The sequence below is a fragment of the Brevundimonas bullata genome (genome assembly GCF_014207965.1).
GTDB lineage: Bacteria > Pseudomonadota > Alphaproteobacteria > Caulobacterales > Caulobacteraceae > Brevundimonas > Brevundimonas bullata_A.
In genome coordinates this window covers 572,465-594,331 of sequence record NZ_JACHLM010000003.1, presented here as the reverse complement: position 1 = coordinate 594,331, position 21,867 = coordinate 572,465, and the positions used below count along the sequence as shown (strand labels likewise).

Annotated in this window: 19 protein-coding genes; 9 read left to right on the top strand and 10 right to left on the bottom strand. The window is 65.4% G+C overall.

What is annotated here, in order from left to right:
- Positions 1-35: 35 nt before the first annotated feature.
- The 6 genes from HNP51_RS11585 to HNP51_RS11560 form a co-directional block, all read right to left on the bottom strand.
- Entirely contained in the window at positions 36-1,169 is a 1,134-nt protein-coding gene (locus HNP51_RS11585; protein ID WP_184269330.1) for an acyltransferase, read from the bottom strand.
- Between the two features lie 78 nt (positions 1,170-1,247).
- Entirely contained in the window at positions 1,248-1,697 is a 450-nt protein-coding gene (locus HNP51_RS11580) for a COG3650 family protein (protein WP_184269333.1), read from the bottom strand.
- Between the two features lie 17 nt (positions 1,698-1,714).
- A complete protein-coding gene (locus HNP51_RS11575; RefSeq protein ID WP_184269335.1) occupies positions 1,715-2,014 on the bottom strand; it encodes a hypothetical protein in 300 nt (99 codons plus the stop codon).
- Positions 2,015-2,023: 9 nt separating this feature from the next.
- The gene (locus HNP51_RS11570; protein ID WP_184269338.1) at positions 2,024-2,383 is read right to left on the bottom strand and encodes a YdbL family protein; all 360 of its coding nucleotides are present in this window, start codon (positions 2,381-2,383) and stop codon (positions 2,024-2,026) included.
- Positions 2,384-2,405: 22 nt separating this feature from the next.
- Positions 2,406-2,591: a YnbE family lipoprotein gene (locus tag HNP51_RS11565; RefSeq protein WP_184269340.1), complete on the bottom strand. Its 186-nt coding sequence runs from the start codon at positions 2,589-2,591 to the stop codon at positions 2,406-2,408.
- An 88-nt stretch (positions 2,592-2,679) separates the two neighbouring features.
- Positions 2,680-5,868 (bottom strand): YdbH domain-containing protein, encoded by a 3,189-nt coding sequence (locus tag HNP51_RS11560; RefSeq protein ID WP_260398414.1) that lies wholly within the window; start codon positions 5,866-5,868, stop codon positions 2,680-2,682.
- Positions 5,869-6,201: 333 nt separating this feature from the next.
- Here HNP51_RS11560 and HNP51_RS11555 point away from each other — a divergent pair, with 333 nt between their 5' ends.
- From HNP51_RS11555 to HNP51_RS11515, 9 genes are all read left to right on the top strand, one after another.
- Positions 6,202-7,557 (top strand): M23 family metallopeptidase, encoded by a 1,356-nt coding sequence (locus tag HNP51_RS11555; RefSeq protein ID WP_184269342.1) that lies wholly within the window; start codon positions 6,202-6,204, stop codon positions 7,555-7,557.
- Between the two features lie 280 nt (positions 7,558-7,837).
- Complete coding sequence (locus tag HNP51_RS11550; protein ID WP_184269344.1) at positions 7,838-8,404, top strand: RNA polymerase sigma factor; 567 nt, start codon at positions 7,838-7,840, stop codon at positions 8,402-8,404.
- Entirely contained in the window at positions 8,395-9,336 is a 942-nt protein-coding gene (locus HNP51_RS11545; RefSeq protein WP_184269346.1) for a FecR domain-containing protein, read from the top strand. Before HNP51_RS11550 ends, HNP51_RS11545 begins: the two co-directional genes overlap by 10 nt.
- Positions 9,337-9,436: 100 nt before the next feature.
- Complete coding sequence (locus tag HNP51_RS11540) at positions 9,437-12,724, top strand: TonB-dependent receptor domain-containing protein (protein ID WP_184269348.1); 3,288 nt, start codon at positions 9,437-9,439, stop codon at positions 12,722-12,724.
- The gene (locus HNP51_RS11535) at positions 12,724-14,325 is read left to right on the top strand and encodes an alkaline phosphatase (RefSeq protein ID WP_221415834.1); all 1,602 of its coding nucleotides are present in this window, start codon (positions 12,724-12,726) and stop codon (positions 14,323-14,325) included. Before HNP51_RS11540 ends, HNP51_RS11535 begins: the two co-directional genes overlap by 1 nt.
- Before the next feature lie 281 nt (positions 14,326-14,606).
- Positions 14,607-14,960: a thiol-disulfide oxidoreductase DCC family protein gene (locus HNP51_RS11530; protein ID WP_184270498.1), complete on the top strand. Its 354-nt coding sequence runs from the start codon at positions 14,607-14,609 to the stop codon at positions 14,958-14,960.
- Positions 14,960-15,391: a DUF3429 domain-containing protein gene (locus HNP51_RS11525; RefSeq protein ID WP_184269350.1), complete on the top strand. Its 432-nt coding sequence runs from the start codon at positions 14,960-14,962 to the stop codon at positions 15,389-15,391. Before HNP51_RS11530 ends, HNP51_RS11525 begins: the two co-directional genes overlap by 1 nt.
- A 237-nt stretch (positions 15,392-15,628) precedes the next feature.
- Entirely contained in the window at positions 15,629-16,795 is a 1,167-nt protein-coding gene (locus tag HNP51_RS11520; protein WP_184269352.1) for a histidine kinase dimerization/phospho-acceptor domain-containing protein, read from the top strand.
- A 26-nt stretch (positions 16,796-16,821) separates the two neighbouring features.
- Positions 16,822-17,661 (top strand): ATP-binding protein, encoded by an 840-nt coding sequence (locus HNP51_RS11515; RefSeq protein WP_184269354.1) that lies wholly within the window; start codon positions 16,822-16,824, stop codon positions 17,659-17,661.
- Here the strand turns inward: HNP51_RS11515 and HNP51_RS18610 are convergent.
- The 4 genes from HNP51_RS18610 to HNP51_RS11500 all read right to left on the bottom strand — a co-directional run bounded on the left by HNP51_RS18610 (position 17,587) and on the right by HNP51_RS11500 (position 21,704).
- Positions 17,587-18,177, bottom strand: coding sequence for a hypothetical protein (locus HNP51_RS18610; protein ID WP_260398415.1), 591 nt, complete (start codon positions 18,175-18,177; stop codon positions 17,587-17,589). The genes HNP51_RS11515 and HNP51_RS18610 overlap by 75 nt on opposite strands.
- Entirely contained in the window at positions 18,108-19,103 is a 996-nt protein-coding gene (locus tag HNP51_RS11510; protein ID WP_260398450.1) for a cryptochrome/photolyase family protein, read from the bottom strand. The genes HNP51_RS18610 and HNP51_RS11510 overlap by 70 nt, the downstream gene beginning before the upstream one ends.
- A 211-nt stretch (positions 19,104-19,314) precedes the next feature.
- Positions 19,315-20,085, bottom strand: coding sequence for a hypothetical protein (locus HNP51_RS11505; RefSeq protein ID WP_184269356.1), 771 nt, complete (start codon positions 20,083-20,085; stop codon positions 19,315-19,317).
- A gap of 65 nt (positions 20,086-20,150) precedes the next feature.
- Positions 20,151-21,704 carry a Fic family protein gene (locus HNP51_RS11500; RefSeq protein ID WP_184269358.1) on the bottom strand — a complete coding sequence of 518 codons (1,554 nt, stop codon included), beginning with the start codon at positions 21,702-21,704 and terminating at the stop codon, positions 20,151-20,153.
- Positions 21,705-21,867: the final 163 nt, after the last annotated feature.

The window sequence follows — 21,867 nt, the reverse complement described above, 5'->3', positions numbered from 1 at the left end:
TCTGGCGTGCTCCCGACTAAAACGCGGACCAAGCTTTAGACGATAGTGTCCGAAGGTTGAAGAACCGTTTCCGACTGTTTCGCCGTGTGATCCACAGGCGGGCGCCGCCGGTCGGCCATCGCGCGTAACGCCTGTCGGGCCGGGCGTTCGATCAGGTGATAGGTGGCCGCAGCGGCCACGATCAGGCCCAGAATGATCCCCAGCCACACGAGAACGTGAAGCCGCTTGTCCTCCACACCCGTCGCACGGGCGGCCAGGTTGACCGCCAGAATCTGCCACGGGGCGCAGACCATATAGACCGAATAGCTGATCTCGCCGAGGTAGACGGCAGGTCTGGATCCCAGCCAGCCGGCGCGACCGTCTGGGATCGAGGCCAAAGCCAGGATCAGCAGCCCGGCGGCCAGGACCGTGATGGCGTCCCAGGCCAGGACGGAAGCCGAGGCGACCATGACGATGGCGGCGCTGAGCGCCAGCAGCCCGGCGCGGGGCAGGGGGGCTCGGCGATAGACCAGATAGAGGGCGCAGCCGTAGGCGAAGCAGGGGACGATCCGCAGCGCACCCCAGCGGAAGGTGGCCTCGGTCAGAGGGAAGCCCGCCAGACGCTCAAACGCCGCGTAGAGCCCCATCAGGAAGACCGCCGCCCCCGCCGTCGCCACCCAGGGGCGCTTCCTCAGCGGCCAGGCCGCCAGGGCGAACAGGGGGAAGGCCAGATAGGCGAACCATTCCGCCGAGATCGACCACGACGGGTGGTTCCAGCCGGCCTCGCTGGCGAAGCCCCAGGCGTGCAGCATCAGCAGATGGGCGGGCAGGCTCTTCCAGCTGAGCACGCTGGCGTCGATGTTCATGCCCACGGCCACTGCCGCCAGACCCAGGGCCATGACGCCCAGCAGGGTGAAGACATGCAGCGGATAGACCCGCGCGATCCGCGCCCACAGGAAGCCGCGATATGAGAAGCGCTTCTCGGCGAAGGCGTGCAGGTAGACGTGGCTGAGGATGAAGCCGGACAGGACGAAGAAGAGCTCGACGCCCAGATACCCCTTGGCCGCCAGGTTCGGCAGGAAGCTGACGTCCAGATTGGGCCAGAAAGTGTAGAGCACGACCCACAGCGCCGCCATGAAGCGCAGGGCGGTCAGCGGACGAAGATCGACGGGCGTCTGAGCGGGGGACATGCGGCCACCATGAGATAGCGCCGCTTTGGGAAGCGTTAAGCGGACAGCAGTCTCAGCAGCAAATCCGGCGCCAAGCGCCTATTCCACCCGGCCGCTTTCGCTCGCCTTTTCGATCGCCGCGACGGAGGCGGCGCAGCCGGTCAGGCTTTCGCCCCCGATCTCGACCTTGGCGGTCAGGGGGTAGGTGCGATCGCTCATGCCGTCGGAGCAGTCGGTGGCCATCAGGGTGACGACCAGCGGGGTCTTGGCCTCGGTCTCGGTGGTCCAGATCGCCACCGTGCCTTGCAGCGCCGGTCCGGGGTTGGCGGCCTTCTGCTCCGGGCGGTCGACGCCGGAATAGGTCAGGCCGGCGGGCGTGATCTCGACGGCCCAGAAGGGTTCGGTCCCCAAAGCCCGCAACGGCTGATCCAGATCGACCTTGGCCAGGGTGCGGGCTTCGGCGGGGGCGGCCGGCGCCTTTTCGGCTGCGGGCTGCGAGCAGGCGGTCAAGGCGGCGGCGGAAACGGCGCAGAGCAGGGCGAGGCGCATGGCGGGCTCCAAGGAAATCAATGGTTGAGGTCCTCGTTGTCGACCTCGTCGCGGCCGGGGTCCAGCCGGTTGTCCACCTGATCGTCCCAGCCCTCGCGATCAGAGCGGAAGGCCAGGCTCATTAAGACCCAGGCCAGGCCGACGGTGCACAGCACGCCCAGTCCCATGGCGATCCAGCCGTGGACGGACATGGGGCCGCCGCCGATCAGTCGCCAGTATCCGGCCAGACCAAGCGTGGCGACGGCGGCGATGACGACCGCCAGGCCGAGGGCCAGCAGGAATCGTCCTGCCCGACCTTCGACCCGGGGCGTCTTCATCGCATCAGATCAGCGCTGGACCCACTGGCCCGCGGCGTTCTTGTACCACTGGCCCGAGCTGATGCGCGGCAGCAGCTGGGTTTCGAACATCCGGGCCCCGGCCACTTCGGCCGTGGTGCCGGCGTCGGCGGCGCTGCGGGCATAGGCCTGACGCCGTCCGGCGTTGGTGGCGCTGACGGCGGCCTGGGTCTCAGGGTTCACAGAGGTGCGAACGCCCAGATAGCCGTCGGCTTGCTCGCCAACGGCGCCGGCGGCCTTGGCTTGGTCGACCAGGGCCTTTTGCGAGGCGGTCTGGGCCACGGCGGCGCCGGCGGCGACGCCCAGAGCGGCGACAGCGGCGACGGCGACGAAGAGTTTACGATGGTTCATGTTCAGCCCCTTTCGTGAACGGTCAGAACAGGTTGGGATTTTCGAGCAGGAGGTTCTGCAGTTCCTGGTCGAGCTTGATGCGGATGTCGGCGTCCAGCTTCGCGTTGATCTGCAGCGGCTCGCTGAATTTGATGTTCACGGTCGGCGTGCACGCGGCGACGCCGACGGCGGCGAGGCCGAGCAGGCCGATCTGACGCTTGCTGATCATGGGGCCGAACTCCGAAGGCGGCGGTTGAGGTCGTGACGATCTAACGCCGTCGCGGGTGAATGGGTTCTGAACAAAGCGGCGCCGTATCTCAAGGGGCGACTTTGGGCGTTTCGCCGCGACGCGCATATTCCAGCAGGTCGGACACGATCTGGTTGGCGTTCCAGGTCGTGTCCAGCGTCAGGTCGATCGGCGTGTCGGACGGCAGGGGCAGCTTCTTCTTGAGGAAGTCGCGGCGGATCACTTCGATCCAGCTCAGGCGCAGCTGCTGGCGTTCCGGCGGGTCGTGGCGGCCATGGATATGGAAGCGGACCCCCAGTCGCCCGGCGTCCAGGCTGTTGACCTTGGCGCTCAGGTCGCTGATCGCCAGATCCTGCATCGCTTGATAGGCGAGATCCTGCATGGTGTTGGGCGGCAGCGGCGTCTCGCCTTCGACCGCGGCCGCGCCAGCGTCCAGATCGTCGAAGACCTCGGGTTGGATCGACAGGCGACCGGGGCGCACGGCGTTCAGGATGCCGCCGCTGATCCGCCAGCCCACGTCGGGGGCGTAGGTGAAGGGCAGGCGGCCCGAGACCACGGCGTCGAGCTGGGCCTTGTCCTGCAGGTTGGCGCTCTTCATCAGCTCGTTCAACTGAACCTGTTCGACCAGGATCACTCCGCCCCAGGCCTCGCCCGGCGTCAGGGGGACGTTGATGGTTTCGATGCTGATGCGGCCGCCCGCCGCCTCGATCTTGCCGCCCGCCAGACTGAGGAATTTTTCGTCGAGCGCGAAGCGCAACTCCAGATCGGTCAGGGGGGTGACGGTTTCCAGCCGGTTGATGGTCAGCACCTGATCGGGGGCGGTGATCAGCGGGGTCAGGCTGGTGAATTCGATCCGGCCCTTCATCCCCTGGACCTTGCCTGCCGGACTGGTGAAGTCGAGCTCGGGGATGGTCACGACGCCCGAACTGGTCGCGGTCGTCGGCGACCAGTCGATGCGTCCCTCGAACCCGGCCGAGCCCTCAACCGGCGACTTCAGATAGTCGGCGGCCAGGGGGCTGAGGTCGCTGGGCTGCAAGCCGTACTGGCTGAAGGCCAGGTCGGGCGCGCTGATGGTCACGCCGCCAGCCTCGGCCTGGCCGTCGTGGCGCAGGCTAATGCGGCCGATGGCGTGCTCCAGACGGGTCAGGTCGAAGCCGCCGCTCCAGACATCGCCGTTGAGTCTGGCCTCGCCGACCGCCTTCAGCGGCAGGAAGCGCAGCGGAGTGGTGGTGTCGGCGACCTGGGCGCGGCTGACCGTCGCGGTCATCGACAGGCCGGCGGGCTTGCCGTCCACGACCAGCCGTCCCTGCGCGTCCGAGAAGCGCATGGCCAGGAAGGGGGCGGTGGCGTCGACATCGGCCAAGGCGCCTTGCGCCCGCCAGGCCCCGTTCGCGACCATGATCAGCGGGGTCTCGGCGGGGCAGAAGCGACCGTTGATGTCGGTCACGTCGTTCTCCCCCAATTCCAGCCGCTCGACGCTGAGGGGGATGCAGTCGCGGGTCGTATAGGTCAGCCGTCCGCCGTTCGAGACCAACTCGCCCTGGGTCGCCAGGGTGATGTTGCGCGCGGGACCGAAGTCGAGCGCCGCCTTGCCATCCAGCGTGGCGCGGAAGCCGCCGGGCGTCAGACTCCACGACGGCACGACAATCTGGGCTTCGGGCAGGCCGCCTCCGCGTTGCGAGGTGAGGCCGAGGGCGCCGCCGCCTGCTTGACCGGCTTGGGCTGCGAAGAGGGGCGTCTTGGCGGGTGTCAGCGTCAGGACGCCGCCGTTTGCGGGGCGGGCTGTCATCGGGCGGGTCAGGATCAGTTCTGTCCCCGCGCTGCCGGCGGCCAGCCTCACCCCTGGCGCATCAAGACCAAAGGCGCCCATCGCCCGCTTTAACTCGGCCATCTCGGGCAGGTCGTCACGGGTCGGCGCGCCGAGGCCGGGCCATGAGGCGCGGGCGGCGGACAGGGCGCCGGTTGCTCTCATTCGGGTCACGCCGTCGCGCACCAGATCCAGATCCAGCCGTCCGCGCGCCTGACTCAGGCTGAGGTCGCCCGAGACCAACTGCCCGGCGCTCAGCGCCAGCGGCCCCTGCGCTTCAAAGGCGTCGTCGCGTCCGCCCGCCGTCAGGCCGTCGGAGGTCAGAACAGCCTGACTCAATCGGGTTCCGGCCGCCGATCCGCTTGCCAGCCGGATCACGGCGGGCGAGGCGACACGCCATTCCAGCCCCCGCTGGCCGCGTTTCACCATGATGTCAGCGCGGCTGAGGGCCAGTTCGGCGCCGCGCGTCTCCAGTCCCTGTCCGCTCAGATGCTGGGCCCGCATCCGCGTCTGGCCCTTGCCGATAATCTGGAAGGTCTCGATCCAGCCTTCGGTCAGGCCGTCAAAGTCCAGCGTGGCATGGGCCTTGCGGCTTTCAATTCCGCCCGCCGAGAGGGCGTCGGCGGTCAGGCGGGCGGCGATGACGGCGCGACCGTCGCCGCGACGTCTCTTCAGATCGGGATAGGGCAGGTCGCCGGTCAGGCTCAGTCGGGCCGCGGTCCCGCCCGCGTCACCCACGGTGAAGTGGTCGGCGGCGGCCTCGACCTTCAGCGCCACCCGGTCGCCGGTGGTGGTCAGATCGACGACAGCGCTCAGGCCGCGCGCTTCGGTCTCGCCGCTTTTCAGAGAGGCGGCGGGTAGGCGAGCGCTCAGGCGCATCAACTTGCTGTCGTCGACGCGGGCGTCGGCCAGAACTTGCACGGGACCGTATTCAGTGTCGATGCGGGCGCGGCCGCCCTCGATAATGACCAAGGGGGCGCGCTGGTCGGGGCGTGGCGGCTTGGCGGTGAACTCTTCGATCAGCGGGTCTAGCGAACCCAGCGAGAACTTGCCGGCCTTCCAACTGGCGCGAGCCAGAGGGCGAACCAGACGGATGCGGCTGGGGGTCACACCCAGCCCGTTCTGGGACCACGGCATGCCCAGGGCGTAGTCGACTTCGACTCGTGCGACCTTGAAGTCAGGGTTGCGAGGATCGCCGATGCTGATCTTGCCGACGAAGCCGTCGATCTCGAGCTGTTCGACCTCGACGTCGGCGTCGATCCCCTTGCGGTCGAGCCAGCCGACCAACAACTCGCGCGCGGCGGCGCGGCGGTTCAGATAGAGAGCGGCGGCCAGCACCATCAGCAGCAGGATGCCGATCAGCAGGACGATCAGCGCCGTCCTGACGGCGGAACGCGCGCCCCGGCGAGGCTGTCTGGGTTCGGGCTGGGGCGAAGGAGTTTCGTCGGTCAAAGGCGCTCGGCGGTGGTCGGCGGAAGGATGGGGCGACAACGCCACAGATTGCTCGCGGACAACAGTTGTGGCCGCATAAACACTGAAGCGTGGCGCTTCAGTCACTGTTCAGTCAAGCAAGGCCAGAAAAGGGCCGTTCATCGCCGATGATTCATGAAAAACAGTGGAATACTTGGTGTCGCTCCAGCCGAGTTAACCAATTGTAACCTCCGCGCTTCCCAAGATGGAACAGACGGGCTATATCGCTCGCTTCGCGTTTTCGGGGCTGCCGGGGCGCGATCCACGATTCGAATGGTTTGGCGCCAGTAGGGCGTCGTCGATTGCCGGGGACCGATGGCTCAGTTCGATCCGCGCCGCCAGCCCATGCGGCTTGCGCCGCATCTCCTGACGACAGCTGCGGCTGTGGCCATCGCCCTTGTGGCGGGTCAAGCCTATGAACCCGTCCGCGCCGAGGAAGTTCCCGCGCTGACTTCGGAACAGATCGCCTATCTTGAGACCCAGGCCTATGCCGCCGCTGGCGCGCCCGCCGGTCTGACGGCTCCGGAGGCCATCCCCGTACAAATCCGCCGCGGCGAAACCTTCGAGCAGGCCGTGCGCCGCACCGGCATCGGCGCCGAAGAAGCCAGCGCCGTCGCCGCCACCATCGCCAGCGCCTTTGATCTCAAGGACCTGCGCGCGGGCCTGAAATTCGAAACCGCCGTCTCCAAGCCGCGCGGCGGCCGGGGCGACGCCCGCCTGATCGGCCTGACCATGCGCACCGGCCCGGCCAGCCAGTTGACCGTGTCGCGCAGTTTCGACGGCGCCCTTCGTCTGCGCGCCCTCGACGAGAAGGTGACGCACGAAACCGTCGTCGCCAACGACAAGGTCCAGCGTTCGCTGTCGGCCAGCGCCCGCGAACTGGGCGCCACCTCGGCGGTCGTCCGCCGCGCCAGCCAGCTGTTCGCGCACAAGTTCGACATGCAGCGCGACGTCAAGGCGTCTGACGAGTTCACCCTGGTCTTCGACAGGTCGGTGACCGAAGCCGGCCGCACCGTCGAGACCGGCGACCTCCTTTACGCCGAGCTCAAGGGCCACGCCTTCTATCGCTTCCAGCGCCCCGGCTCCAAGACGGCGGAGTATTTCGACGCCACCGGCAAGAACACGCGTTCGGCCATGATGCGCACGCCGCTGCAAAGCTTCCGCCGCGTCAGTTCCAACTTCGGCGTCCGCACCCACCCCATCTCGGGCTATCGCAAGATGCACCAGGGCATGGATTTTGCGGCCACCACAGGCACGCCCATTGTGGCGCCCGCCGACGGCGTGGTCGTCGAGGCCCGTCGCTGGGGCGGCTACGGCAACTGGCTGCGCATCCGTCACTCGAACGGTCTGGAAAGCGGCTACGGTCACCTGTCGCGCTATGGCTCGGGCATCCGCGCGGGTCAGCGCGTGTCGCAAGGTCAGATCGTCGCCTATGTCGGTTCGACCGGCGCATCCACCGGCCCGCACCTGCACTATGAAATCTGGCGCGGCGGACGACGGATCAATCCGGCTGGCGTGAAGACCCAGGAGGGCACCGTTCTGACGGGCTCGGACCTCGCCGCCTTCCGCGCCGAAAAGAGCCGCATCGACCGGGTCATCGCCGCCGGCGGCCAGCGCCGTCCGGTGGTGCAACAGGCCTCGGCTTCGGGTCTGCGTTCCGTCGAAGGTTGACGGGCGGGGCCTTTGGCCCGTCCTTTCCTGTCCAACCAGCACCGGCGTCCGATCTTGGGTCGGGCACTGGACCGCGTGCAAACGCACAGCGGCCTCGCTCAGCTTCAGTCCTAGCAGCTCGAGCAGGGGCTGAACTACGCCGTCCAGCACTGGACCCAAGGGCGTAAGCAGCGGCTACACCGCTCAGCCCTCTCCTGACCGAACCCCCGCAACTTTGGTATTGTCGCAAAACCATTGCGAGCGCCGCCTAGAGGCCAGCCTTCTTTGATCGGAGCGGGTTGTGCCAGACAGGATTGCGTGGATCGCCGCCAGCATCACGCCTCATGAAAGCGACGTCCGGCGTTGGCTGCGTCATTCGTCGCTGTCGGTGGTCGATGAGGATGACGTCATTCAGGAGGCCTACGCCAGGTTCTCGGCCCTGGCTTGCGTCGACGCTATCCGGGAACCGCGCGCCTATTTCTTCACCGTCGCGCGCAGCATTGTGCTCGAGCACATGCGACGGGCGCGTTTGACGCCCATGACGGTCGTGGCGGATATCGGCGAGACATTCATCGTAGATGAGGAGCCCGACCCGGAGCGGGTTGCGGCGGATCGGGATGAGCTGCGGCATGTCGTCAAAATGATTCAGTCCCTGCCCGAGAAACCGCGTCAGGTGCTGTGGATGCGCCGGATAGAAGGCCTGTCGCAAAAGGAGATCGCTCGTCGGCTGGGCGTCCCGGAGAGCACGATCGAGAAGCGTGCGGCCACGGCCTTGCGCTTGCTCCTGGCCGCGCTGAGGGAGGCTGCGGATCAGAACGACGCCGAGGCTGAGAGTGTGGGGCGAGGGAAGCGCCGCGCATGGTGGTGAACGGCGATATGGAAATCGAGCGCCGCGCCGCGGACTGGGTCGTCGCCGACGACCGAGGTCTGACGGACAGTGAACGTGCGAGTCTCGAACAGTGGCGCGCGCTGGACCCCCGCCACGACTCAGCCTTCGTGCGAGCCGGCGCGGTCTGGGCGACGGCGGTCGGCGTGCAGAGGCCGGGGGCGTCACAGGATCAGTCCACGGGCTACTCGCCCTATCTGGGCCGTCGGGGTTTTCTGGCGGGAGGGGCGCTGGCCGCCAGCGTGGCTCTGACCGGCGTCGGCGTGGCGCTGATCAATCGCCGCACATATCGCACGACGCGCGAAGAGGTGCGGCGTCTGGCGTTGGAGGACGGTTCGCGCACGGTGATGAACGCCGACGCTGAAATCGCCGTGAGGTATTCCGAGCAGAAGCGGAGCGTCGAACTGCGACAGGGCGAGGCTTGGTTCCAGGTCGAAAAGGATGTCGCGCGGCCCTTTGTCGTGACAGCAGGCTCGGCCACCGTCACGGCCGTCGGCACCGCCTTCTCCGTGCGAAAGGAGCGCGGCTTCACCGACGTCATGGTGTCGGAAGGCGTTGTGAAGGTGCGGGGGCCGGCGGGCGCAAGGGCCGTCTTGCGCCAGGGCGAAGCCATGCGCCTGACCTCTGCCCAAGGGCCTCTGGTTTCCCGGCTACAGGATGAGCAACTGCAGCGTCGTCTCGCCTGGCGCGACGGCCTGATCATGCTGGATGGCGAGCGCCTGGGCGACGCCGCGGAAGAGTTTAATCGCTACAGCCAAAAGGTCATCCAGGTTGCCCCCGCCATTTCGGGCGAGCGTGTCGTCGGCGTATTCAATGCGCGCGACGCTGAAGGCTTTGCGCGCGCGAGCGCTCAGGTACTTAATGTGAATATTGGCGTGTATCCGGATAAAATTGTGCTCGGCGACCCGTCATAGGTCGTCAAATCTTCACAATAAACTTCGGCTCTAAAGTGGAGGGGAGCTGAGTCTGGCTCATCGTGGTCCGTCGAGTGTGGTTGATGCTCGGGGATGCGGAATGAGTTCGATGGTTGGTGTGAAGGCCGTGCTGGCCGCAAGCGTTTCAGTGATGGCGATCATGGCGTCGGACCCGGCGTCCGCCCAAAGCCGCCGGTTCAATGTCGAGGCGCAGGCCGCGCAAAGCGGCGTGCCCGAATTGGGTCGTCAGGCCGAACTGCAGATTCTGGCGGCCCGGGCCGATCTCGTCGGCCGGCGAGTGTCCGCCGTCACCGGCGCCTATGACGCCCGCGAGGGCGTCCGCCTGGCGCTGCGAGGGTCCGGCCTGGTCATCACTTCCGACACGGGCCGCACCCTGACGCTCGGCGTCAGCGCGGCCCAGGCTCGCGCGGGCAGGGGCCAGATCACGGGTGCGGTGATCGACCCGGCGACGGGCGAGTATATGCGCAACGCCAGCGTGCAGGTTGTGGACGCCGAAGGCGTCAAGCGTACCGTGACCTCGGGGGAGGGCGGCGCCTTTCGGCTGACGGACCTGGCCGCCGGCCCGGCGCAGATAACGGTCAGCTTCTCCGGCTATCCTGATCAGGTGTCCGAGGTCGTCGTGTCTGACGGGCAAGCGGCGCGCCTGAATGTCGCCATGGCGCGGATGAGCGACGCGGTGCGGGTCAGCGACGTCGTCGTTGTCGGCGTGCGAGAGGGCGATGCGCGGGCCATTATGTCCCAGCGCCAGTCGATGGACATCAAGAACAGCCTGTCCGCCGAATCCTACGGCGACATCTCGGAGGGAAATCCGGGTGAGTTCATCAAGTTCATGCCGGGCGTCGATACGGACAGCATAGGCGACGGAACAGTACGGACGGTTTCGCTGAGGGGCATGCCGTCGGCCTACACGGGTGTGACGCTGAACGGGGTCAATCTGGCGTCTGCCGACGCCAATGACGGCGCAGGCGCGTCTCGTTCGTTCAGCTTCGAACAGATGTCGCTGAGCGGCCTGGACTCGATCGAAATATCCAAGACCGTCAGCGCCGATGTCGACGCCAACGCACCCGCAGGCACCATCAATGTCCGCACCAAGCGCGCCTTCGACCGTCGTGGGCGTCGGATCATGGCCCAGGTCAGTGCGACCACCCATTCGAACCAGTGGGACGACAGCCGCCGCACGGGGCCGGCGGAGGGGGGCTACGGCGATCAGCGCTTCCTGCCCAATGCGCAGGTCGAGTATTCCGACGTCTTCTTCGGTCGTCGCCTGGGGGTGGTGGCCTCGGCCAGCGTGTCCAACTTGTACGCCGAGCAGGAGCAGATCACGCTCAGCCGCAACTATGTGAAGACGGCGGCGAACCCCGCGCCGCTGGCGATCAACAGCATCGAGACGGCCATGGGAACGCGCGAGATTTCGCGGGCGTCGGCGTCGCTGAACGTAGATTTCCGAGCGACCGACAACCTGACCCTGTCCATAGTCGCCATGCTGAACCGGGGAACGATCTGGGCGGGATCGACCTCGCCGTTGTTCACCACGGGCTCTCGCACGCGCGGCGTTCAGGGGGATTCCGTCTTCGATTTTACGACCCAGCAGCCGGCCGGCGTCACGACGATGACGGCGGAAAACACCGTTACATTCAAGAAGGGGCAGGGGCGCAATCTGGTGCCCGGCTTCGAGTATCAACGCGGCGGGCTGAGGGTTGACGGCCATCTGGCCTATTCCAGCTCGACCGGCACCTATGATCCGCTCGGCGAGAAGGGGGCGGTCTACACCATGACCACCCTGCCGGTTTCCACCGGCAACTTCTCGGCGACACGCGCACCGGGCGACTACTTCGGGCAGGCGTGGCGCATCCAACAGGTGAGCGGACCGGACTGGAGCCAGGCCTCGTCGTTCAGCATTGCCGGCACGCCGACGATCCGGCTGCGCAACGCCAGCGCAGCCGAGGTGAAGATGACCGGCGGGGCCTTGAACCTGACCTATGCGACCGACATCGGCGCCATGCCTGTCGTGTTCAAGACCGGCATAAAGAGCCAGACGGGCGAATACGACTATGACAATCAGTCGGACAACTATCTGTACAAGTACGTCGGCGCCCTTTCGAACGGCCAGTTGTTGCAGGCCATACAGAGCACCAACCAGGGCTCCTACGCCGATAGCGGGATCTCGATCACGACGCTGAACGGCTACAGCGAGTTCTATCTGCCCAGCATGTACAAGCTGGGTCAGATGTACCTGAACAATCCGGGCGACTGGGCCCAGGTGCTGTCTCCGACCAACTGGTACAACGCCAACGTCGCCAACCGTCGTCACTTTGAAGAGGCGACCGACGCAGCCTACGCCATGGCTACGGCGGAACTGACGCCCCGGCTCAAGCTGCGCGCCGGCCTGCGCTGGGAGCGAACAGAGACCTCCGCGCGCGAGGCTGACGCCCGGTCGCCGGAGGAGGTAGCGGCCGCCGGCTATGCCGTGAGCGCAACCACGGGGCGCGCCACGACGATCGAGGGGTTGAAGTATCAGTATCTGAGCCTGCCGATGGCGGATCGGCGGGGCGAGTATGATCACTTCTTCCCCAGCGCCTCAGCCAAGTTCGCCGTTACCGAGAATACGGATCTGCAGGTCGGCTTCAGCCGCACCATCCGCAGGCCGGAAGTCAGCCAACTGGCCGGCGTCTGGAGCGTTGATGATGTGAACCGGATCGTCCGCGCGCCGAATCCAGGGCTGGAGCCGGAGCTGTCCGACAACTACTCGGTGCGCGTATCGCACTATTTTGAACCCGTCGGCATGATCGCCGTCGGTTACTATCGCAACAAGATCAAGGGCCTGTTCCAGACGGTCGAGCTGACCGCGGAGGAGTTCGGCTACACCGGCGACGATTACGCCGACTATATCTTTGAAACCACCCGCACCGTCGACGGCGAAGCCATCAACATCCAGGGCTATGAGTTCGAATTCAGCCACGAGATGAGCTATCTGCCGGGTGTGCTGGACGGCCTGTCTGTACGCGGCTCGTTCATGAAGAATGATCCCGACATCCCCATCGTGCGGGTGGCCGACAAACTGGCCACCCTGTCCCTGTCCTATCGCAAGGGGCCGGTGAAGCTGTTCATGAACAATGTCTGGACGGACCAGAAATACCGTTCGACCACGCCCTCCTGGTTCGACGCCTATTGGGACACCAACCTGTCCGGCAGCTATCGCCTGGAAGGCGGGTGGGAAGCCTTCTTCTCGGTGCGGAACCTGTTCGACAATGCGCGCAACGTGATCGTGCCGGGAGAACTGGCGCCGGCGGGAGATCTTGAGGATCACAGCGCCATCTACATCCACGGGGGCAGAAACCTGACCACCGGCATCCGGGTGCGTTTCTGATGACCGGCATCGCGCTTGATCGCCGCAAACTGCTAACCGCCGCGGGCGGCCTGGCCTTCGTCGGTGGGGTAAGCCTGCAAACCCGGGCCTGGGGCGCGGATCGCTTCAGCGGCTATCCCTTCACGCTGGGGGTCGCCTCGGGCGACCCTTGGCCCGACGGCTTCGTCCTGTGGACCCGTCTGGCGCCGCAGCCGCTCGAACCCCATGGCGGCATGCCGCTGGCTGTCGTCCCGGTGCGGTGGGAAGTGGCCGAAGACGAGCGCTTCGGGCGCATCGTCCAGACCGGCGAAACATACGCGCGTCCCGAATTGGCCCACTCGGTCCACGTCGAGGTCGAGGGGCTTCAGCCCTTCCGCCACTACTGGTATCGATTCCGCGTCGAAGGCGCCGAGGCCAGTCCGGTCGGCCGCGTTCGCACTGCGCCAGCGCCCGGTCAGACTGCGGATCGCGTGCGGATGGCGGTGGCCGGATGCCAGGCCCTCTATCATGGCTGGTTTGACGCCTATCGTCACATGAGCCGTGACGCCGACCTGGACGTGGTTTTCCACTACGGCGACTACATCTATGAGGGCGGCGCCGCTCACGGCGCAGGCCGCTACGAAATCCGTGACGCATCGGGCGCGGTCTTTGACGGCCGCACTCATGTCGGGGGCGAAATCTACAGCCTCGACGACTATCGCCGACGCTACGCCCAGTATCAGAGCGATCCGGACCTGCAGGCGGCCCAGGCGGCCTTCGCCTTCATCTCTTCCTTCGACGATCACGAGGTCGATAACGACTGGGCGTCGGCCTATGATCAGGATGGCACGCCTCCTGAGGTGTTCGCGCTGAGAAGACAGGCGGCGATGCAGGCCTGGTACGAGCACATGCCCGTGCGCCGTTCCCAATTCCCCCGACTGGGCGAAGTGACCATGTACCGCCGCCTCGATTACGGCGGCCTCATGCGGATGCATGTGCTCGACACGCGCAGTTATCGCGATGATCAGCTGTGCGTGCGCCCGGGACACAAGAACTGTCGGACAGGAGGGGAGGCGGAAGCCACCATTCTCGGTCAGGCTCAGGAAGGCTGGCTGAACCACGGCCTGCGCAACGAGGCCGTCTGGAATCTGGTCGCCCAGCAGGTCTTCATCATGCCGCTGAAGGGCGTTAATCCTCAAGGGCAGGCCTTGCCGGCCTTCAATGACAAATGGGACGGCTATCCCGCGTCGCGTCGCAGGCTGGTCCAGACGATTTCCGACCTGAAGCTGACCAATGTCGTCTTCTCGGGCGGCGACGCCCACATGCACGCTGTCGGCTCTGTGCCGCTGCGCGATGACGAGCCTGACGGCCCTTCGGTCGGGGCCGAGTTCCTGTGCTCCTCCATCACCTCCAACGGCGACGGGGCCCTTCGCTCGCCGAATGTCGCCCGCTTCCTGGATGCGGACAATCCACACCTCGCACTGTGCAATGATCTGCGTGGCTACCAGACCTATGACATCACGGCTCGGGAGTGGCGCACCGACGTCATGGTCATGGACCAGGTTCAAAAGCCCGGGGGCCAGATATCAAGGATCGCCAGCTTTGCCCTGGCTCCTGACAGTCCCGAACTGCACCGCATCTGAAGCACCCGGTGAGAGGTCCTCAGTAGGTAAGGCCGTGTCGCCCTGAACCTCCCGGATCGAGGATGACGGTGGTCTTCCTGGCGGCCATGGTTGAACGACGAGGCAACCTGGCCGCCTTGCAGCGCGATGATGTCGTGGACCCCCAACAGTAGCGGACGCGCCATGACCCTTGCTGGCCGGAGCTGATCCAGGGGTCGGGATAGCGCGTATCCCGACCTACTGGCGCAAGGAGTTCTGCCGTGACCCGCCTTGAACATCGGACAGAGGCTCCGGCTTCGAGCATGATCGTCTATTATGACGGCGGATGTCCGCTCTGTTCCCGAGAAATAAGAGCGATGCGACGTCTGGATCGACGCCGGCGGCTCTCGTTTCTCGACGTCACCACTGACGACGTCGGGGACATGGATCGCGACGCTCTGCTTCGTCGGTTTCACGTGCAAGGGGCCGACGGTCGGACCGTGAGCGGGGCGGCGGCCTTCGCTGCTGTATGGCGCGAGCTTCCGGCGCTGAAATGGCTTGGTCGATTTGCGGCGACCCGTCCTGTACTCCCGCTTCTTGAGCTCGCTTACACGGGGTTCCTGCGTGTTCGTCCAGGGCTACAGACCATCCTCCGTCGGCGGGAACGGCGAGGCTAATGACGATGAAAAAAGCGCCGCGACCGGCGATTGTACTGGGCTGGTGCGGCGTGCTCCCCTTTGTCGGCCTTGTCGGGGCCCTGGCGTTCCGCGTGGGGAATCCTGACGAGGTCTCCGACGCACTGCGGCTTTACGGAGCTGTCATTCTGTCTTTTATGGGCGGCGTTCACTGGGGCGTCGCGAGTTTGCGAAGCGAAGCGCGGATGTCGCCCTATGCGGTCAGCGTCCTGCCAGCTCTGTGGGCCTGGTTGATGACGTTCGCGCCGGCGCCGATCGGCTTTGCAGGGCTGGGCTTCGGCTTCGCAATCCTGCTGGCTTACGATCTGAGATGCGTCGGACGGCGCGAGCTTCCTCACTGGTACGGTCGACTTCGCGTTTGGCTGACTTTGGCGGTGGGTGTCTGCCTGATCACTTCGTCGGTCTTGGCGTAAAGTGAGGGCTGGCATGCGGGCATTGCCCCGGCCCGGGCCCCGTCGCGCGTCGGTTCGTGCGAGCCAGCCGCGTGTATTCGATCAGGCCGGTCAGACAACCCGCGCAGGTAAGGCCGCTGGCGATGATCAGATGATCTCGAACACGCAAGGCGTAGATTACGTAGGTTTCCGTAGTCCTGCACAGATTAACCCACGATCAATACAGGGGGCGGCAAGGGTCAGGCCTGTGAGGTATGCATGTTGATCCCTGAAAAGCCGCATGACGAGGTCGAGCGACTGGCGATGGTCCGCTCCCTGGGCCGCGACGGGTATCAGGAGGATGCCGTGCTCTGCGGCATCCTCGACCTTGTACGCCGCCATTCAGGCGCGCCGTCTGCCTTCATCTCCCTTCTGGATGAGGACTATCAGCGTTTTGTGACGCGAAGCGGCGTGGACCTGATGCAGACGGACCGCTCCGTCGCGCTGTGCGGTCACGCCATTCTTCAGCCCGATGAGGTTCTGTGGGTGCCGGACGCGCGCCTCGACGCGCGGTTTCACGACAATCCTCTGGTCCTGGGACCGCCCGCGATCCGCTTCTACGCCGGAGCGCCGCTGGTGGTGAACGGTCGGGCGGTGGGCAGCCTCTGTCTGATTGCGCCCGAACCGCGAAGCTTTGACGCCGAGATCGCGAGCCTGTTGCAGGACCTGAGCCGGATCGCCGCCGAGCGCCTGGCAGGGCGTCAAAGATATCGGGCGCTGGAGCGCGCGCTCGAGGCGGCTGCGGACGCGGTCATCATGGCGGATGAGGACAATCGCTACATCTACTGGTCCCCCGGCGCCGAGCGGCTGTTCGGCTATTCGGCGACGGAAGCTCTGGGCCAGACGGGAGAGCTCATCGGCCTCACCTGTCAGACCATCCAGGCCCTGGCCCTGGGCGAGGGCTTTCAGGGCGTCGGCGCCGTGCTGGACGGCGCCCGCGCCGAGGCCACGGCGCGGTGCAAGGACGGCTCGATCATCAATGTCGAGGTCTCCCTGGCGGTCTGGCATGAGAGCGGCGTCAAGCGCACCAGCGCGGCGATCCGCAACATCTCTGAACGAGAGGCGCAGAAGGCGGCCTTGATCCGTTCCAAGACCGAGGCCGAGGCCGCCAGCGTCGCCAAGAGCGCCTTCCTGGCCAATATGAGCCATGAACTGCGCACGCCCCTGAACGGCGTCATCGGGGTGGTCGAGCTGCTGGCGGACACGCCGCTGTCCGATCATCAGAGGGAGTTGGCGGGGATCATCCAGACATCCGCCGATCAACTGCGAAGCCTGATCGGGGACATCCTGGATCTGGCGGGATCGAGTCCGGCGAGATCGAGATCGCCCAGGACGTCTTCGATCTGTCCGCCGAGGTTGAACGGGCTTGCCAGCTCTGCGCGCTAAAGGCCTCTGAGAAGGGGCTCGACCTCGTGCTGCGTTGCGACGAGGGGATCGGATTTGTCGTCGGCGATCCCCTGCGGCTACGGCAGGTGATCATCAACCTGCTGAACAACGCCATCAAGTTCACCTCTGCCGGGTCGGTGTCGCTCAGTGTCACGCGGGGCGAGGGCGGCGTCTTCCATTTCGAAGTCCAGGACACGGGCATCGGCTTCTCGGAAGAGCAACGCCAGAGCCTGTTCGAACGCTTCCAGCAGGCGGACGGCGCCATCAATCGCCGATACGGCGGTACGGGGCTGGGCTTGTCGATCTGCCGGGAATTGGTGGAAGCCATGGCCGGCTCCATAGATTGTCAGGGCGCGCCCGGCGAAGGAGCGACCTTCTGGTTCGACATCAGGCTGGCCGAGGGCAGGCCCGCCTTCGAGAAGGAAACGCCGGTTACGACCGATCAGGGCAGTCAGGCCTTCGCTCACATTCTGGTCGCCGACGACAGCGAAACCAATCGCCGGGTGGCCGAGCTTATCCTTTCCGCCGCCGGCATCATGACGACCGCGGTCGAGGACGGGGTCCAGGCGGTGGAGGCCTGCCGGACCACGCCTTTCGACGCCGTTCTCATGGGCATGATGATGCCGCGTATGGACGGCCTGGCGGCGACGCGGGCTATTCGGGATCTGGAGGCGGCGCAAGGTCGGGGCCGGACTCCGATCATCATGCTGACCGCCAACACCTTGCAGGATCATGTCGTTCGCGCGCTCATGGCGGGCGCGGACCTTCACCTGCCCAAGCCGATCACGGCCTCAGCCCTCTATCAGGCGCTGGCCCGGATCAGCGCGGCTGGCGGCGCGGCGCACACCCTGTCGGCTCAAGGCTGAGATCGGTCGCGACCGTCGTCCGCGTCGCTGAGCGACACGGCGCCGAGGGCCAGCCGCGTGGCTTCCGCCTCGGCCAGCAAGGCGGCGCGTTTCGCGTCTCCAAAGCCGTCCAGCGTGCGATAGGGCATGGCCAGGCGGGCGTTGTGGCGAAGGCGCGGGCGATTGCGTTCCAGAAAGCCCCAGACGGTTGAACGGACAGGCGCCATCGCCGCTCTTGCCCTTCACGTCATAGCGACAGGCACCGCAATAGTCGCTCATGCGCTGGATATAGGCGCCGGAGGCGGCGTAGGGCTTGGACCCGACGATCCCGCCGTCCGCGAAGGTCGCCATGCCGCGCGTGTTCGGCATCTCCACCCACTCATAGGCGTCGGCATAGACCGTCATGTACCAGTCATCCACGGCGTCGGGATGAACGCCCAGCATCATGGCCAGATTGCCTGTGACCATCAGGCGCTGGATATGGTGGGCATAGGCGTTGGCGCGGGTGGCCGACACCACGTCGGCGACGCAGGCCATGTCCGTCTCGCCTGACCAGAAAACCAGGGCAGGGCGCGGTCCGCGTACAGAAAGTTCATGCGCCCGTACTCGGGAGTCTTCAGCCAATAGACCCCGCGCACGAACTCTCGCCACCCCAGGATCTGACGGATGACACCCTCGACCGCGTTCAGGGGCGCGCCGCCGGCGCGATAGACGGCCTCGGCCCGTCGGCAGACGTCCAGCGGGTCCAGCAGGCCCATGTTGATCGCCGTCGAGACCAGGCCGTGCCACATCCAGGGCTCGCCGTGGGCCATGGCGTCCTGCCAGTCGCCGAAGCCGGGCAGGATGCGCGTCAGGAAGGTTTTCAACGCAGCCTCGGCCTCATCCACGGTGGTCGGCCAACCGAAATCGTCCAGATCGCCGAAATGATCGGGAAACAGGCGCGCAACGTCGGCGATCGCGCCCTTCGTCGTGGCCGACGGGACTGTGCGCAGCCGAGGTGGCGGGCGGAGTCCCTTGGTCAGCTTCTTGCGGTTCTCAGCGTCGAAGTTCCAGCGACCGCCTTCGGGATCGGCGCCCTCCATCAGCAGGCCCGTCTCGCGGCGCATCTCGCGATAGAAATACTCCATCCTCAGCTCGCGCTTATCAGCCGCCCATCGTCGAAAACGGGCATGAGAACAGATGAAGCGCCGGTCCTCGCGGATATCGACGGGCAGTCCGGCGGTCGCGGCGAACGCCGCGAAGGCTTCGGCCAGCCTGACCTCGCCAGGCTCGGTGATCACGACGCGGGCATAGGCGTCGTCGGCCAGGGCGCGGTGAAGTTCGCCGATGATGGACTGCGTGTTGCGCGGGGCGTCGATGCGGACATAGCGAACGGCTGCGCCGCGCGCCGCCAGCCGTTCCGCGTGGGCGCGCATGGCGGCGAACCGGTTAACTGCACGCGCTGGATAGTTGGCGCTTGGCATGAACATTTAGTTCGGCCCAGCTCCATCTTTCGATGGTTCCGGGGCGCATTCATGATGTCAGCACGAGCAGCCTATGAAACGGATCTCCCGGGACTTGCGACACCCGCCATGAACGGATGTCGGTCGAGCGCATCAGGCTCGCGATCCAGACGGCCCTCGACGCTCTGGATGAAACAGCCTGACGACGGTGGCGGGGCCTAAGGTAGACGGCTTAGTCCTCGCCGCCGCTCCAACGAGCATACCGGCCTTCGACGTTGTGGTAGCCTCTTGTGCTCGGTGCGCGCTGGAGGCTCCAAACCTTGCGTGACAGGGCTTCCAACGCCGTCGCGCCATCCGGGCGCCATCCGTTCTGGATGGCCCACGACTTGATCTGGCCCGACGGATCCGAGTGGCCCTTCGCGCGCAATATACGCAAGACTTCGTCGGCGTAGTCCTTGTCGCGAGGGTTGAGGAGGCCTGTCGACAGGTTGACCATCTTCGAGAGACTCGTGAGGGCCTGCACGACGACCGGATCGCTGATCAACACTGCTGGAGCGGCGCGCTGCGCCTGTCCGTGGGTGGCGGGACTCCATCGCTCCGCCCAAGCCTTTGCGCCACCCGGCAGGTCCGGCACAACGATCAGCCCTTCGAGGTTCTTCAAGCCGTCTACGAAATCGAGGATTTTGGCCTCAGCGAAATAGACGATGACGATGGCTGGCTTGGGCCCAATGACAGAACTCTTGATGGTTTGAAGAGTCTCGGATCGCAGAGATCCGCCCCAAGGCAACTGCACCGCGCCCTTCGACAAGGCCTTGCTGCCGCGAGCGCCTAGAACGGCGTCCAGATGCATGAAGCCCGGCTGAGCCTTGGTATGGGTCAAAAGGACAACATCCAACGGCGTCGCCGATTTTTCAGCGATCTTCTTAGCATAGGCGAAGGCGTATTGGACCGTTTCCGGCGCTTGGCTATCGAGCGGTACAAGAACGCGAACGGGATCGGTCATCGTCGGATTTTTTCCTGGCGGCACCCGCAGATGGGCAGAGCTAGCAAAGGATCAAGGTTCAGCGATCAGGCGGCTCCGTCGCCTTTCGGCGGAGCGGGAGGGATCTTGCCGACGAGGTTGCCGATGAAATCCACGAAGGGTCCGATGTCATCGCCCGCGCTAGCGCTCTCCAGCGCCGCCATATAGGCGGTACGCTGCTGGACCGGCACGACGGTCCAAGCATAGCCTCCGGAAGCGAACATCAGGTTCATCAAGAACCGCCCCATCCGACCATTTCCGTCGAGATAGGGGTGGATGTAGACAAAGATGAAATGGCCCAGCACGACCCGGACACCGGGATCGGGCTCAGCCTCCAGCAAGTCCAACAGTGCGGCCATGGCGTCCCGCAGCGCGGCAGCATTCAACGGGACGTGGCGTGAACCTCGAATGTAGACGGGGCTGTTGCGGTAGCCTGCCAAGCTAGCTGCAGGAATTAGGCCCGCGTTGACGCTGGGCCCAAAAAGCTGGCGATACCAAGCGCGATGGTCCGCATCGGCGACCTGGCCGGCATTCGCACCCGCCAAGACTTTCCTGACGCTCTCCTTCACCGACTGGAAAGCATCAAAATAGCCTCGCGCGGCCAAGGCGTCGCGTTGCTGTCGGTCCCCTGCATCATTGTCGGGATCCCAGTTGCCGGCGCGGACTCTTTCAATGAGCGCAGCATCGACGCGATACCCCTCGATTGAGAGCGAGTGGTAGGCGTCGGTCACATAGATTTCCTCGACGGCTTCCATGTAGCGGTCGAGATCGACTGGCTGGGCTGGCGGCGCTGGGAACCGAGCGATCACCACCTCTCGCATCGTTTGCCACATGAGCCGGATGCGATTGGCGTATGGAGACTTGTCGCGCCGGAACACAACACCCGGAAGTCTCGCATGAAACGGATCAACCTCTCGCACATCGTATCCGATCCCTCGCATGGTGGCGACGATCTCATCCGCATCGGCGTCTCTTCCGATGTTGCGGCATGCGCCGGCGATCCGACCCGCAATCAGGGTGTGGCCCCCTTCCAGGAGCCGTTCGAGGATCGAACTTACGTCACGTCGGCTCGCAAGTAGCGTCCGCAGCTCTGTGGGGTAGGTCGTATAGGCCCCCGGCCCCGCAGCAATTAGTGCGGCCTCTGGCGTGTAAACCCGCAGACCTTGCAGGACTTGAACGTCATTGCCCCGTGCGGGCTCAAGCCTTGCGTCATAGAGCGAGGCACCATGGAGCAATTTGGTATTCTTGTCTCGACCGCCCGGTGACCGCACGAGAAGCTGCGGAGGCACCCGCCATTGCCCAGAGTGCAGGAGAAGCGATTGCTCCGGCCCCAATGACCAATCCTCTCCGAACCGATCTTCGAGATAGGCACGGACGAAGTCCCAATAGGACGCATACCAGGCTGAGGTCTCGCCCGTTCCGACATCCGGCCGCGACGGGATATACCAGCCGTTCATGACGGGCTGGATGAAGCCCTGAACCTGCAATCTCTCACGGTGAATGCGGGTTAGGTCATTCGAGCGGAAGACTGCGCGCCCATTCTGTTGAAGGTGGTGAAGAGCCTGAAGGGCATCAGCGAGCTTTTCTTGGGGCGTTGCCAATCTCGTGGCTCCGATCGCAAAAATGATTCAGCCATAAGCGCGGACAAAATCCCGCTCTTTATGATGTATCATTTCCCGCTTTTTATGTCGCGCAAAATCCCGCTTTTTATGTTGTGCTGTTTCCCGCTTTTTATGTCGCGCAAAATCCCGCTATTCGTGCAGA

What these genes read in the sequence shown, in the direction of transcription:
- HNP51_RS11525 (WP_184269350.1), top strand. Translation starts at nt 14,960, where the DNA reads ATGACGATGAAAAAAGCGCCGCGACCGGCGATTGTACTGGGCTGGTGC.
- HNP51_RS11585 (WP_184269330.1), bottom strand. Translation starts at nt 1,169, where the DNA reads ATGTCCCCCGCTCAGACGCCCGTCGATCTTCGTCCGCTGACCGCCCTG.
- HNP51_RS11535 (WP_221415834.1), top strand. Translation starts at nt 12,724, where the DNA reads ATGACCGGCATCGCGCTTGATCGCCGCAAACTGCTAACCGCCGCGGGC.
- HNP51_RS11510 (WP_260398450.1), bottom strand. Translation starts at nt 19,103, where the DNA reads ATGCCAAGCGCCAACTATCCAGCGCGTGCAGTTAACCGGTTCGCCGCC.
- HNP51_RS11575 (WP_184269335.1), bottom strand. Translation starts at nt 2,014, where the DNA reads ATGAAGACGCCCCGGGTCGAAGGTCGGGCAGGACGATTCCTGCTGGCC.
- HNP51_RS11555 (WP_184269342.1), top strand. Translation starts at nt 6,202, where the DNA reads ATGGCTCAGTTCGATCCGCGCCGCCAGCCCATGCGGCTTGCGCCGCAT.
- HNP51_RS11570 (WP_184269338.1), bottom strand. Translation starts at nt 2,383, where the DNA reads ATGAACCATCGTAAACTCTTCGTCGCCGTCGCCGCTGTCGCCGCTCTG.
- HNP51_RS11530 (WP_184270498.1), top strand. Translation starts at nt 14,607, where the DNA reads ATGATCGTCTATTATGACGGCGGATGTCCGCTCTGTTCCCGAGAAATA.
- HNP51_RS11565 (WP_184269340.1), bottom strand. Translation starts at nt 2,591, where the DNA reads ATGATCAGCAAGCGTCAGATCGGCCTGCTCGGCCTCGCCGCCGTCGGC.
- HNP51_RS11520 (WP_184269352.1), top strand. Translation starts at nt 15,629, where the DNA reads ATGTTGATCCCTGAAAAGCCGCATGACGAGGTCGAGCGACTGGCGATG.
- HNP51_RS11580 (WP_184269333.1), bottom strand. Translation starts at nt 1,697, where the DNA reads ATGCGCCTCGCCCTGCTCTGCGCCGTTTCCGCCGCCGCCTTGACCGCC.
- HNP51_RS11540 (WP_184269348.1), top strand. Translation starts at nt 9,437, where the DNA reads ATGAGTTCGATGGTTGGTGTGAAGGCCGTGCTGGCCGCAAGCGTTTCA.
- HNP51_RS18610 (WP_260398415.1), bottom strand. Translation starts at nt 18,177, where the DNA reads ATGGCCTGCGTCGCCGACGTGGTGTCGGCCACCCGCGCCAACGCCTAT.
- HNP51_RS11545 (WP_184269346.1), top strand. Translation starts at nt 8,395, where the DNA reads ATGGTGGTGAACGGCGATATGGAAATCGAGCGCCGCGCCGCGGACTGG.
- HNP51_RS11505 (WP_184269356.1), bottom strand. Translation starts at nt 20,085, where the DNA reads ATGACCGATCCCGTTCGCGTTCTTGTACCGCTCGATAGCCAAGCGCCG.